At 64.0% G+C, this 13,121-nt stretch carries 13 protein-coding genes; 4 read left to right on the top strand and 9 right to left on the bottom strand.

Going from position 1 to position 13,121, the window contains the following annotated elements; translation table 11 throughout:
- Positions 1-24 precede the first annotated feature (24 nt).
- Both CXY70_RS10415 and CXY70_RS10410 read left to right on the top strand, forming a co-directional pair.
- Positions 25-792, top strand: a complete 768-nt coding sequence (locus CXY70_RS10415) for a 3-oxoacyl-ACP reductase (protein WP_304481723.1) — start codon at positions 25-27, stop codon at positions 790-792.
- Positions 776-1,540 carry a FadR/GntR family transcriptional regulator gene (locus tag CXY70_RS10410; protein WP_104192295.1) on the top strand — a complete coding sequence of 255 codons (765 nt, stop codon included), beginning with the start codon at positions 776-778 and terminating at the stop codon, positions 1,538-1,540. Before CXY70_RS10415 ends, CXY70_RS10410 begins: the two co-directional genes overlap by 17 nt.
- A gap of 60 nt (positions 1,541-1,600) precedes the next feature.
- Here the strand turns inward: CXY70_RS10410 and CXY70_RS10405 are convergent, their stop codons facing one another.
- Positions 1,601-3,085: an NCS2 family permease gene (locus CXY70_RS10405; protein ID WP_104192294.1), complete on the bottom strand. Its 1,485-nt coding sequence runs from the start codon at positions 3,083-3,085 to the stop codon at positions 1,601-1,603.
- Between the two features lie 66 nt (positions 3,086-3,151).
- On the bottom strand, positions 3,152-4,702 hold the full coding sequence (locus tag CXY70_RS10400; RefSeq protein WP_104192293.1) for a carboxylesterase/lipase family protein: 1,551 nt from the start codon (positions 4,700-4,702) through the stop codon (positions 3,152-3,154).
- 81 nt (positions 4,703-4,783) lie between these two features.
- Here CXY70_RS10400 and CXY70_RS10395 point away from each other — a divergent pair, with 81 nt between their 5' ends.
- Positions 4,784-6,061, top strand: a complete 1,278-nt coding sequence (locus CXY70_RS10395) for a uracil-xanthine permease family protein (RefSeq protein ID WP_104192292.1) — start codon at positions 4,784-4,786, stop codon at positions 6,059-6,061.
- Positions 6,062-6,099: 38 nt separating this feature from the next.
- On the opposite strand, the gene CXY70_RS10390 is transcribed toward CXY70_RS10395, so the two are convergent.
- From CXY70_RS10390 to CXY70_RS10380, 3 genes are read right to left on the bottom strand one after another with little or no spacing between them, the layout of a single operon-like run.
- On the bottom strand, positions 6,100-6,432 hold the full coding sequence (locus tag CXY70_RS10390) for a peptidase (RefSeq protein ID WP_104192291.1): 333 nt from the start codon (positions 6,430-6,432) through the stop codon (positions 6,100-6,102).
- Entirely contained in the window at positions 6,429-7,634 is a 1,206-nt protein-coding gene (locus CXY70_RS10385) for an inorganic phosphate transporter (RefSeq protein WP_233205880.1), read from the bottom strand. The genes CXY70_RS10390 and CXY70_RS10385 overlap by 4 nt, the downstream gene beginning before the upstream one ends.
- Positions 7,627-8,100 carry an 8-oxo-dGTP diphosphatase gene (locus CXY70_RS10380; RefSeq protein ID WP_104192289.1) on the bottom strand — a complete coding sequence of 158 codons (474 nt, stop codon included), beginning with the start codon at positions 8,098-8,100 and terminating at the stop codon, positions 7,627-7,629. Before CXY70_RS10380 ends, CXY70_RS10385 begins: the two co-directional genes overlap by 8 nt.
- A gap of 73 nt (positions 8,101-8,173) precedes the next feature.
- Between CXY70_RS10380 and CXY70_RS10375 the strand changes: the two genes are divergently transcribed.
- Positions 8,174-8,428: a mycoredoxin gene (locus CXY70_RS10375; RefSeq protein ID WP_104192288.1), complete on the top strand. Its 255-nt coding sequence runs from the start codon at positions 8,174-8,176 to the stop codon at positions 8,426-8,428.
- A 24-nt stretch (positions 8,429-8,452) separates the two neighbouring features.
- Here the strand turns inward: CXY70_RS10375 and CXY70_RS10370 are convergent, their stop codons facing one another.
- From CXY70_RS10370 to CXY70_RS10355, 4 genes are all read right to left on the bottom strand, one after another.
- Positions 8,453-9,481, bottom strand: coding sequence for a 6-phosphofructokinase (locus CXY70_RS10370; RefSeq protein WP_104192287.1), 1,029 nt, complete (start codon positions 9,479-9,481; stop codon positions 8,453-8,455).
- Between the two features lie 5 nt (positions 9,482-9,486).
- Positions 9,487-11,673 (bottom strand): DEAD/DEAH box helicase, encoded by a 2,187-nt coding sequence (locus CXY70_RS10365; protein ID WP_104192286.1) that lies wholly within the window; start codon positions 11,671-11,673, stop codon positions 9,487-9,489.
- A 320-nt stretch (positions 11,674-11,993) separates the two neighbouring features.
- Positions 11,994-12,329 (bottom strand): DUF6804 family protein, encoded by a 336-nt coding sequence (locus tag CXY70_RS10360; protein WP_233205879.1) that lies wholly within the window; start codon positions 12,327-12,329, stop codon positions 11,994-11,996.
- Between the two features lie 216 nt (positions 12,330-12,545).
- Positions 12,546-13,106: a GDSL-type esterase/lipase family protein gene (locus CXY70_RS10355; RefSeq protein ID WP_104192284.1), complete on the bottom strand. Its 561-nt coding sequence runs from the start codon at positions 13,104-13,106 to the stop codon at positions 12,546-12,548.
- Positions 13,107-13,121: the final 15 nt, after the last annotated feature.

The raw sequence follows: 13,121 nt of genomic DNA, 5'->3' as shown, positions 1-13,121 counted from the left end.
CCTGTGAGCATAACTCGCATCGACCTGACCCAGCGCCTGGCCGGCAAGGTCGCCGTTATCACCGGCGGGGCCAGCGGCATCGGCCTCGCCACCGCAAAGCGGTTCAGAGCCGAGGGTGCCACGGTCGTCATCGGTGACCTCGACGACGCGGCCGGCCAGGCAGCCGCAGCGCTGGTCGGCGGTCTCTTCGTCAAGGTCGACGTCACCGATCAGGACCAGGTGGATCATCTCTTCGACACCGCATTCGAGACCTACGGATCGGTCGATGTGGCGTTCAACAACGCGGGGATTTCTCCGCCCGATGACGACTCCATCGAGACGACCGAACTCCCCGCCTGGCAGAAGGTGCAGGATGTCAACCTCAAATCGGTGTACTTGTGCTGCCGCGCGGCATTGCGGCACATGGTTCGACAGGGCAGCGGATCGATCATCAACACGGCTAGTTTCGTGGCTGTGCTGGGCTCAGCGACCAGCCAGATCTCTTACACAGCGTCGAAGGGCGGAGTGCTGGCGATGAGCCGGGAACTGGGCGTGCAGTTTGCCCGCCAGGGTATTCGGGTGAACGCGCTCTGCCCGGGGCCGGTCAACACTCCGTTGCTGCAGGAACTGTTCGCGAAAGACCCTGAACGTGCGGCTCGGCGTCTGGTGCACATTCCAGTCGGTCGCTTCGCCGACCCCGAGGAACTCGCTGCGGCCGTTGCTTTTCTGGCCAGTGACGACTCGTCGTTCATTACCGGCTCCACCTTCCTGGTGGACGGTGGCATCAGCTCGGCCTATGTCACGCCAGAGTAGTGCAACGCCGCCGACGGCAGGCCTGAGCAGCGATCTGCTCCTGGGCCCGGTCTCGGGTACCAACACGTTCGAAGAGACGGTGCAACGACTACTGCAGACGGTACGGCTAGGGCTGATCGCGCCGGGCGACCGGCTGCCGGCCGAACGAGAGCTTGCCACGCAGTTGGGCGTCAGTCGCGACACACTGCGAGAGGCGATCGGGTCGCTCGCCGGGGCCGGCTACCTGATTTCGCGGCGCGGGAGGTACGGCGGCACCTTTGTCAGCGATGCGCTGCCCTCGCCGCCAGACATGGCGGCGGGTACCCCGACCGGTGCGGCGCACCGGTCGATCACCGCCGCAGAGATCGATGATGTGCTCACCCTGCGGGACATTCTCGAGGTGGGAGCCGCGCGCGTCGCCGCCGGTCGGGTGTTGTCCCCGCCGGAACGTGAGTTACTCTGGTCGAGCCTCGGGGCAGCCGCAGATGCCGACGCCGACGAGTACCGCCGCGTTGATTCCCGCCTGCACCTCTATATCGGCGAGTTGGCGGGTTCGCCGTCGCTCGTGCCGATGCTCGCCGATGTACGCATGCGGCTCAACGAATTGCTCGATGCCATTCCCCTGCTGGCACCCAACATCGCCCATTCAAACCAGCAGCATGAACAAATCGTCATTGCTATTCTCACCGGTCGATCGGATGCCGCGGCCGAGGCCATGCGGGAGCACCTGAGCGGTACCGCCCTGCTCCTGCGCGGCTTCCTCGAGTAGGCCGGGGTTGAGCGGGCGAATCTCGGCGGCGCGAGCCGCGACATCCATTCGCCGCGTGGCTCAGCCGATCAGCGCCTCGACCGGACCACGCACGAAGAAGAGTACAAAGCCGAGGGCGACGACCCACAACAGCGGACTGATCTCCCGTGCCTTGCCCGAGAGACTGCGCACGAGCACCCAACTGATGAACCCGGCGCCGATACCGTTGGCGATCGAGTAGGTCAGCGGCATCACGATGATGGTCAGAAATATCGGCAGTGTGCTGGAGAACTCGGTGAAGTCCAGGTGGCGAATCTGTGACACCATGAGCGCTCCAACGATCACGAGCGCTGCGGCCGCCACCTCGAGCGGCACTATCTGCGTGAGCGGGGTGAAGAACATGGCGGCCAGAAAGAGGATGCCGGTGATCACGTTGGCCGCGCCCGTGCGCGCTCCCTCTCCGATCCCGGCCCCCGATTCGATGAAGACGGTGTTCGATGAGGCGCTCGTCACACCGCCGGCGACGGCTCCGATGCCCTCGACGATCAGCGCGGATTTCAACCGCGGAAACTTGCCGTCCTTGTCGGCCAGGCCGGCCTCGCTGGCCAGGCCGGTCATGGTGCCCATGGCGTCGAAGAAGTTCGTGAAAACGAGCGTGAAGACGAGCATCACGGCGGCCAGCATGCCGATGCGCTCAAATGCACCGAAAGAGACCTGGCCGATTAAACCGAGGTCGGGCAGGGCAACGACGCTCGTCGGCAGCACGGGTGCGTTCAGGTTCCAGCCTGCCGGGTTGGTGCCGAATGACGGGCCAACCTTGAAGATGGCTTCGAGGATCACGGCAATGACGGTGGTCGCGACGATGCCGATCAGCAGCGCGGCCTTGACCTTGCGGGCCAGCAGGACGCCCATGATGATGAGCCCGATCACGAAGACCGCTGTCGGCAGGGTGGCGATGGATCCGGCATCCCCGAGCTGCACCGGCGGTGAATTCGCGCCGCTGGTTCGGACGAAACCGGAGTCGACCAGGCCGATGAACGCGATGAACAGGCCGATGCCGACCGTGATGGCGATTTTCAGGGGACGCGGGATGGCGTTGAAGATAAGTTCACGCAGGCCGGTCGAAGCGAGCAGCACGATGATCAGACCGTTGATGACGACGAGGCCCATCGCTTCGGCCCAGGTGACCTGGCCGACGACGCTCACGGCGAGAAACGAGTTGATGCCGAGCCCAGCCGCGAAGCCGTAGGGCAGGCGGGCGATGACGCCGAAAAGAATCGTCATGACGCCGGCGGTCAGTGCGGTCACGGCGGCGACCTGCTCGTTGGGAAGCCAGCCACCCGCCACGTCGACGGCGGCCTGGTCGGCACTGAACCCGCCGAGAATAAGCGGGTTCAAGATAACGATGTAGGCCATCGTCACGAAGGTGACGACTCCGCCTCGAAATTCGCGGGACCAGGTGGAGCCGCGCCTGGTGATCTCGAAGTAGGCGTCGACGCGGGCTTTCAGACCACGCGGCGCCGGCTGCGGCGAAGCAGCGGTGGTGGGTGTTTCAGTGCTCGAAATGGTGTGCTCCCGGTGCCGTGGCTCTTAATGCAAGGTTCCATTCTACGACCAGGCCAGGCGCGCGACTCAAACGTGTGGCACGAACCGTCCCCAGGCCAGGCGCCGTTCCCGGTGCGGATCCATCTCGACCTGGTCAACCCGATCGATGATGAGCGTCGCGCGCGTGGTTTCGTCGTAGAGAGGCCAATCGGCCGATGGCACGCCGCCGTGCACGAAGCCGAGCCACCAGCCCTGCATCCGTGTCGCGATGCCCTGAAAGGTGCGGCGCCCGCCGAGGGCCGTCATACCGCGGCCAAACCAGCCGTCGAGGCGGTCAAACAACGGAAAGAGTTCGAGGCCGTGGGTGGCATCGAGGCCCATCAGCCGCAGCAGCCGTGGAGCGGCATCGAAACGGTAGAAGTACACCGGCGCGTACCTGGAGTGTCGTTCGCCGACCTTGACGCTCGGATACCAGAACGAGTAGTCGCCGCCAAAATCCAGAGCCGCCCGCAGCGCGGGAATGCCCGGATACTGAGCTTTAAGTGCCTTCTTCGCCTTCTTCTTGGTCTTTTTAAAGATTGCACGGATGCGCGCGGGCGTCGTGGCGAGAATATCGATGCGTCCGCTGAACAACGAGCCCTCACGCGCGTTGGTGCCAATGATCAGCGGTATGCGAGCGGCCCGGCCGTCCCGGAAGGCGTCCAGCGGCCGCTCCGGCAGAAAATCACCGTCGATGACCGGGCAGAGGGGAATCGTGCCCGGGTCCTGGTCTGGCGTGCGCACGGTCAGTGCGGTCGTGGCGGCCGCGAGGAGTGCAGGGTCGGCGGCGAGCAACAGGCGGGCCGCGTCGGCGCTGTTGTGGGGGCCAGGCGCTTCGATCAGGCTGTCCACGAATTCGCCGGCCCAGCGTCCGGTGATATCACTCGGGTAGACCGCGTTCGGCGGGGCGCTCTGCGCGATCGCCCGGTGGAACAGACCGGTCGCGCTCGGCACGGTCATCAGCGTGGTGACTGCGTTGCCGCCGGCCGACTCGCCGAACAGGGTGACCGCATCCGGATCACCGCCGAAGGCCTGAATGTTGTCGTGCACCCACTGCAGGGCGGCGACCTGGTCCCGCAGGCCCAGGTTGCTCTCAAACGGATGCTCCGGCGAACCAAATCGAGAAAAGTCCAGATACCCGAGAGCCCCCAGCCGGTAGTTCAGGCTGACGTAGATGATGCCGCCCCGCCGCACCAGTCCCTCCCCTTGCCGCGGAACTTCGCGGCTGGAGCCGACGCTGTAGGCGCCGCCGTGGATGAACAGCATCACCGGTCGGAGTTGTGCGAAGGCAAACCGTTCGTCGGGTGCCATCACGTTGAGGTTGAGGCAGTCCTCCCCCTGCGGGATGCGCGGGTGGGCGCCGCGAAACTGGCCCTTGTGGCTCTGCGGGGCAATCAGTCCCCACGCGCTCGCGTCACGCACGCCGTGCCAGGGCGGCGCCGGCTGCGGTGCTCGAAAGCGCAGATCGCCGACCGGGGCGGCCGCATAGGGGATGCCGCGCCAGGCCACGACGCCGCGTTCACGAACTCCGCGGAGCAAACCACCGGACACCCGCACTTCGAGACCCTGCACGGTGGTCGGATCAGCGAGCTGGCTCATGCGCTCGAGTCTATTCCGCGGTGCTGACCGGCTGCGACTACGCTCAAAACAGATACCGCACCAAATGAAACGAGAACGCACATGGCACTGCCCTGGACCCTGCACGGTGACGGAAAAACCGTCGAGGCGCAGGCGGTCGTCGGCCCTGGCGAACGGCTCAGCTGGCCGTTGACCATCGGCATCGGCTCGCAGCACGTCGTCGCCATGTTCGGCGCGACCTTTCTGGTGCCCCTGCTCACCGACTTTCCGCCGAGCACAACCCTGCTGTTCTCTGGCGTGGGCACGCTGCTGTTTTTGCTGATCACCGGCAACAAGCTGCCCAGTTACCTCGGGTCGTCGTTTGCGTTCATCGCGCCGATTACCGCGGCAACGGCTTCGGCCGGCATGGGCAGCGCCCTGTTCGGCATCATGGCCGTCGGGGTACTGCTTGCCCTCGTCGGCGTCATCGTGCAGCTCACCGGGACCGGTTGGATCGACCGGCTGATGCCACCGATCGTGTCGGGCGCGATCGTCGCCCTGATTGGCTTCAACCTGGCCCCGGTGGCCAAGGCTAATTTCGATAAGGCACCGCTCACCGCGCTCATCACGCTCATCGCAGTGATCCTGTGCACTGTGCTGTTTCGCGGCATCCTCGGCCGGCTCTCAATCTTTCTCGGAGTGCTCGTGGGCTACGTTGCCGCGGTGTTCTTCGGTGAGGTGGACTTCAGCCGCGTTGCAGACGCTGCCTGGATCGGACTGCCGCCGTTCACCGCGCCGGCCAACCCCATGGAGAACCCGGCGGCCGTGCTCGGGGTGCTGCCAGCCTTTCTCCCCGTCGTGCTCGTGCTTATTGCTGAGAACGTCGGTCACATTAAAGGTGTGGCCCAGATGACGGATGCGAAGGTGAACCAACTCACCGGACGAGCCCTGCTCGCCGACGGTCTGGCCACCATGCTCGCCGGTTTTGGCGGCGGCAGCGGGACCACGACCTACGGCGAGAACATCGGCGTTATGGCCGCGACGCGTATCTACTCCACGGCGGCCTACTGGGTCGCGGGAATTGTGGCTATTCTGCTCGGCCTCTCCCCCAAAATCGGTGCGATCATCTTCACGATCCCCGATGGCGTGCTCGGCGGTGTCACCACCGCGCTCTACGGACTGATCGGGGTCATCGGCGTCAAGATCTGGTTGGACAACAAGGTCGACTTCTCCAAGCCGGTGAACCAATTTACCGCCGCGACCGCGCTGATCATCGGCATCGCCGACTTCACCCTCAATGCCGGCGCCCTGAGCTTTAACGGCATCGCCCTCGGCACGGTCGCGGCGATTGTGATCTATCACCTGATGACCTGGCTCGGCCGCATCCGCAAGACCGCCTGACCCGACAGGAAAGCGGATGACCGGGACGCCGAGCGGGGCTACCGGTGCAGGGCGGGCACGATCAGGTAGACACCGTAGAGCACTGCAATGCCGCAGAGCACGAAGCAGGCGTAGCCTGCCAACAGAGCCAGCGACTTCATCGCGGGGGTGAGCGGGTTGGCCGCGGCGGCCTTGCGGGCTCGCTTGAGCTGTTTCGCGGCCTTCTTCGGGCTCAGCACGGTGATCGCGCCGGTAAATTCGTGCGGCTCCACCAGCGGAATGCGGCCGGCCGTGGTGAGCAGGCGCAGTCCGAGCGAGTACAGGCTCACGAGCACGGCCGCTGAGAACAACGACGCAGCAGTGACGACGAGAAATGCGCTCCAGTCGATCACAGTGACACCTTCCTGCGGTCGCCACGGCCAAGACGCGCGGGCCGGCGCGGCGTCTTCTTAATGCTGACCACCCGTCCGGCATCGTCAATGTCATTGAGCAGCGTGTGGTGCGTCACGCGGTTGCGACGCGACCAGCGAAACAGGGCCATAATCACGATCGTTCCAATTACCATGTCGAGCACGATGCCGATCGGTCCGATCAGCGCGAGTCCCGCCGCGAACGCGCCCATGATGGCCGAGGCCGGCAGGGTCATGACCCAGCCGAGTGCGATGCGTCCGGCCATTCCCCAACGGATGGTGGAGCCCCGTCGGCCGAGGCCGGAGCCGATCACGGAGCCCGAGGCAACCTGGGTGGTGGAGAGAGCGAATCCGAGGTAGCTGGAGGCGAGGATTGTCGCGGCGGTGCTGGTTTCGGCGGCAAAACCCTGGGCCGGCTTGATTTCGGTCAGTCCGGTGCCCATGGTGCGGATGATGCGCCAGCCCCCCGTATACGTGCCAATGGCAATGGCGAGGGCGCAGGCGGCGATGACCCAGAAAGTGGGCCCGCTGCCGACGGCTTGAAACCCGCCGGCGATGAGGGTGAGGGTGATCACTCCCATCGTTTTCTGGGCATCGTTGGTGCCGTGCGCGAGGGCGACGAGCGAGGAGGAGAATATCTGGGCGTAACGAAAGCCGCCGCGGCCGTCTGGCTTGCCCACATCACGCCGCGTTATTCGGTAGGCCAGACGAGTGACCAGGAGTGCCACTCCTCCGGCGATCAGCGGTGCGATCAGCGCGGGCAGAATGACCTTGGCGGCCACGACGTTGTAGTCAACGGCCTGGGTGCCGACGCCAATGACCGTAGCGCCAATCAGTCCACCAAACAGTGCGTGGCTCGAGCTCGATGGCAGACCCATCAACCAGGTGACCAGGTTCCACACGATCGCGCCGATCAGGCCGGCAAAGATGAGCTCAGGGGTGATCAGCACACCCCCGTCCCCCTCCTTGATAATGCCGCCCGACACGGTGCGCGCGACCTCTGTGGAGAGAAAGGCCCCGACCAGGTTGAGAATGGCGGCGACACCGACGGCGACCTTGGGCTTCATTGCGCCGGTTGCGATCGGGGTGGCCATGGCGTTGGCCGTGTCGTGAAAACCGTTGGTGAAGTCAAAGATGAGCGCCAGCGCGATGACCAGCACAATGATGAGGCTGAATTCAGGCACGAGCCACGACGCTTTCCAGGTCAGCACCGAAGGTGAACGTGGCGCGCACCGGCACCCCGGCCAGCACTCCCGGCAGCCAATGCCGGGCATCGTCCCACATGTCGTCCACCGGCAGGCTCGCGATGTCAAACCAGACCGGGTTTAACTCGTTCGATTCCCGCGGGGTCCCCGCCCACTCGTCGCAGACGAACACGGTCGACTCCTGGCTCCACTCTTCGCGGTGTGGAAACAGGTACGTGAGAAACCCAAGTTCGGTCAGAGCGGATGCTGACACAACGAGTCCGGATTCCTCCTCGATTTCGCGCACGGCCGCATCCACTGCGGTCTCACCGATTTCGAGCTTGCCGCCGAGGCCGACTATGTTGCCCACTCCGAGGCCTTTCTTCTTGCGCCCCAGCAGTACCTGCCGGTCGCCCTCGGGAGATAGCCGAGTGAGATAGCACACGCATACCTGGGGCAAAGTCATTGCTATATCTTAATGCGCGTGCACAGGCGACCGTGCGGAGTGAATTCACGGGCAGCTCGGATAGGCTGCGTTTATGGACTTTGTACCCGCTACCGGAACCATCACCATGTTCACAACCGACTGGTGCGGTTACTGCAAACGATTGAAGAAGCAGCTCGACACCGCCGGAATCGGCTACACCGAGGTGAACATTGAGCGAGTTGACGGTACGCCGGAACTCGTGATGAGCCTCAACAACGGCAACCAGACCGTGCCGACCATTCTGTACCCCGATGGATCGGCCGCGACCAACCCCTCGCTGGCCCAGGTGCAAGCCAAACTGGCCTGACCTGACCGGCCCACTCGACCGGGCCTAGCCGAACAGTACAGAAGCCTCGTCATAACGGGCCGGTGAGACCCGCTTGAGGCCGATGGTGGCTGAGGCGATGCTCACGACATCGATCTCGGTGCCGCGCAGGGACACCATTGAACCCCACTGCTCGTTGCGGATCGCGTCGATCGCTGCCATTCCAAGCCGGGTGGCGAGCACTCGGTCGTAGGCCGACGGGGCTCCGCCACGCTGGGTATGGCCCAGGACCGTCGCCCGGCTTTCGATGCCGGTGCGTTCCTCGATGAGCGGGGCGATGACCTCGCTGATTCCGCCAAGGCGGGGCCGGTGAAAAGCGTCGAGCCCCTTGGTGGAGTGCGCCTCCTCCATGCCGGCGAGCAGAAAGCCTTCTGAAACAACGATGACCGGGGCTCGGCCGCGGTCACGCACATGCTCCACCCAGGCGCAGATCTGATCGATCGACTTAGGCTGCTCGGGAATGAGAATAGCGTGGGCACCGCCGGCCATCCCGGAGTGCAGCGCGATCCAGCCGACGTGGCGTCCCATGACTTCGACAACCATGCAGCGGCCGTGCGACTCGGCGGTGGTGCGCAGACGGTCGATCGCCTCGGTGGCAATTTCGACAGCGGTGTTGAAACCGAAGGAATAATCGGTGGCCTCGAGGTCGTTGTCGATGGTTTTGGGCACCCCGACAATGTTGAGGCCGGCATCGGTAAGGCGGTGCGCGGCGGTCAGCGTGCCCTCACCGCCGATGGCGATCACGGCGTCAATCCCGCTGGCGTCGAGAGTGCGCTGGATATTCTCCGGGCCGCCATTCTCACCCTCAAACGGGTTGGTGCGGGAACTGCCGAGGATGGTCCCCCCCTGACGGGACAGGCCTCGCACACTGTGGCGGTCGAGAGGCATGAACTCGTTCTGCACGAGCCCGCGCCAACCATTGCGAATTCCGACGAACTCAAAGTCGTGCGTGCGCACACCCTTGAGCACGGCGCCGCGAATAACCGCGTTCAGTCCGGGGCAGTCGCCGCCGCTGGTGAGAATACCGATCTTCATGCGGTCTACAGCTTTCCGTCGAGGGCCTGGGTGAGCAGGTAGATAAGAGCACTCGCCTGCACCGAATCGGTGGTCGAGTACTCCGCTTGGGAACCGTCGAGGGCGCGAGCGGCAAGACCTTCTTTGCTGCCGATCAGATCGGCAATGCGTGCGTCGATGGTATGCGCTGCAATGATGCGCCAGGCCGTGACCGGCTCATCCTGACCGATGCGATGCACCCGGTCAATAGCCTGGGTCTGCTCGGCCGCGGTCCAGCTCAGTTCGGCCAGCACGACGTTCGACGCGGCCTGCAGGTTGACTCCGACCCCGGCCGCCGTCAGCGAGCACACCGCGATGGCGACATCGGGATCGTTGTTGAAGGAGTCGATCGCAGCCTGGCGGGCCACTGCACTCTGATCCCCGCGCAGCGAGACCGTTTTCAGGTCGCGCTTGGCGAAGATCTCCTCCGCCGTGTCCATGACGTCAATGTGCTTGGCGAAGAACACCACCTTGCCCACCGAACGCGCCAGTTGCGCGGCGTAATCCGCCGCAAGCCCCGCCTTGGCCTGGCCGATTTTGCGCACCATCGTGAACACGTTTTCGCCGGTGGTCTGGCCTTTGGAATCTTCGAGTTCGGCGTGGGCGACGGCGCGAACGTAAGCATCCCGCTGGTCTTCGTCGGGAACAGCCGGGCCGCCCGAGCCGGCATGCCTGGCGGCCACGAGCGCGTGGTACCGGGCGACCAGGCGGGCACCGAGTTCGCGCTCGGCCTGTCGGATCGATCGGCCGAGGTCGTCGTCGAGTTCCACTGGCAGGTCGGCGATGCGCTTGGCTGGCAGATCGGCGGCTACGTCCACCTTGCGGCGACGCACGATGCCCATGTCGATGACGGCGGCCCGGGCTTCCTTATAGAAGCCCATGTCGGCCGGGGTCAGGCCGGTCTCCTCCAGGCGTTTCAGCAGCGCGGGTGCCGGTTTGTCGCCGTCGATCCAGCCGAGGAACTGCCAGATGGCGCGAAAATCATCAACGTCGTTGATGAGGGGGGTTCCGGTGAGCGCCATCAGCAGCGGGTTACCGCCCGGGGTCTTGCGACGAATCTGGTCTGCGAGCGAGAGCACATGTTTGGACCGCTGGGACGACAGATTTTTGATGAAGTGCGCCTCGTCAACTACCATGCCCTTGAACCCGAGCGTGCCAAGCCAGGCCAGGTGCCGGTCGAGAACGTCATAGTTCACGACAACCACATCGGCGAAAGCGTCGAGGCTATCGCCGTCGCCGTGAATGACCGTTGCCCGCCGGTTCGGCGTCCACAGTTCTACTTCCCGCGCCCAGTTCATCTTGACCACGTTGGGTACGATGGCCAGTAGTGGGTACGCATTGGCAACGGATGCCGCCAGCAGGCTCTGCGCAGTTTTGCCGAGGCCCGGCTCGTCGGCGAGCAGGTAACTGCGGTGCCCGAGCCGGGCGCTTTCGATGAATCGGGCCTGGTGTCGCATAAGTTCCATGCCACCCGGCGAGAGCCGATCGCGGCGAGGTTCCTCCGGCATGTCCATGCTGGCCGCCTGGCCGCCCGAACCGTACTCGAATGACTTGAACAACGGGCCAAGCAGTTCCCAATTGGCGAGCCGACGCGGGTGCACGACCGGCTGAGCGGCGGCGCTGAAGTCAGGGGCGAGGAACGGGTTGGCGAGCTGCCTGGCTTTCACCGATTGGGGAATGACCTGGTTTTGCAGCACGACCGGTGCCGCCTCGGGCTCGCGGGTAATGATGAGTTCGTCGGGGCTGAGCTCGGCACCGGATTCGAGCAGCCAATCGCGCCGAAACCGCTGGGCCACGGTGGAGACGCCGGCATCGGGTTCGAGCAGCGTAATCAGGCTGGTGTCTCTGGCGGCAGTCTTGGCCAGAATTTGCGCAATCCCGTCGAGGCGTTTGAGCAACTCTGCTCGGTTGGCGTCGGAGAGTTCCTTGTCGCCTTTGACCCTGGCCCGTTCTTCACGCATTAACAGGGCTATGACCTGGTATTTCGTGCGATTGGTTGGCCCGAGCTTGGTGCCGGACTGCGCCTTGGCTTCGACCTCGCGCACCTTACGCGCGAGAATCGGAATGATCGGGGCGTCGTCGTCGCGGGAGCGCGGATGAGCCCGATTGCGGGTGACTCCGTTACGACCGAGGTTGTTCCGGCTGCCCGAGGCATCGGTGCGGGTATAAGCCATTGTTCTCCACTTCGAAGCAGCACGGTACGGGTACCGGCTGTACCTGTCCACGCGTTCCGGTCACGGTCATTTTGGTGTTACCGGAACGCTGCGTTTGCGCAAATCGTTTTATGGTGTGCAGGAACATTCGATTCACGAAACGCGGCACGGGTCGCGATCTGACGCCAGACTCAAAGTCAAGCGGATGCTGTCGCAGCGCCGGTGCCATCAAATCAACGATGTCAAGACATTGATTTTACGAAAAAATTCCACCGCATACGAGCGCACAGTAGAGACCTGACCCGAGTTCTCTCAACGCGGTAGTAGTCTACGCCCGACGTTCAGTCCTTGCGAACCGGCACTTTAGTGCGCAGACCGACCACAATGAAAATGATCGCCCCGATGAATTGTGCCGAAACCCAGCCCTGACCGCTGAGGTCAATAATGACGACCGGGTTCCACAGTACGGCCATCGGAACGAGACCGACCAGCCAGTACCAGGAACGCGCCTGAATCACGAAGACACAGATAATAAGGGCCAGAATGCTGACCGCGTAACGGATGATAATGAAACTCTCATCGTCAAGAAGCGCCAATCCGGCGAGCAGAACGATGGCTCCCAAAAGGCCCGGCGCGAGAGCCGCGCGGGTGAATGTCGGTGCGGCTGGAGTGCCCATTACACGTCCCATCAGACGCCACTGCCACTTCTGGACAAATCGCTGCCAGAGAAGCCGCTGCCGGAACTCATGGAGCTTCTTGGGCCCGATGCTGTCGCGGCCGCCGGAGGGGAGCTGACACAGAGAGTAAAGATACGTGCGGGGCGGGCAGAGCAGAACATGGATCTATTCTACCGAGCGCGCAGCTGGCCCCTGCCGGGTTTGCGTGCTGGGTCTTCAGGCGTGCTGAATGGGAATCGACGTCGTCGATGGCGGGCGTTCAAACAACATCTCCAGCCCCGGCTTCAACTCGGCCAGCCAGGCAGCGTAACCGGCTGGGTTTAGATGCAGGCGGTCGATGCCCAGAACAGGGTCGAGTTCGCCGTCAGGCAGGGCGAGGGCTGGCCAGAGATCGAGGTATTGCACGTGCTGGGTGGGAGCGTACTGCCAGATATGACGATTGATGGAGCGGATTGTCGCGGCAAAAGCCCGGTCACGTGGCAGAACGGACTGCACCATGATGCGGGTGTCCGGCAGAGCGCGCCGTAGCGTGTGCAGAATGGTTTCCAGATTGCGCACAACGTATTCGTCGGACCTGCGCCAGCCGAGATCATTGGTTCCTACCCCGATCACGATGGCATCGGGCCGCAGTTCTATGACCTGATCAAGCTGCAAAAGCACCTCGTCGGTGGAGTTGCCGCTCGAGGCCAGATTGTGCACGACGTGCTCGGGGAACCATTCGTCCCACTGACCGCCCGACACGAGGCCGTCACCCAAAAAGGCGAGGGAAACTGACATAGTGACCTCCTACTC

The sequence above is a fragment of the Cryobacterium sp. Y82 genome (assembly GCF_002929495.1).
In the GTDB taxonomy this organism is placed as follows: domain Bacteria; phylum Actinomycetota; class Actinomycetes; order Actinomycetales; family Microbacteriaceae; genus Cryobacterium; species Cryobacterium serini.
Note: the sequence above shows the minus strand (reverse complement) of the source record. Positions and strands in the feature narration are given on the sequence as shown.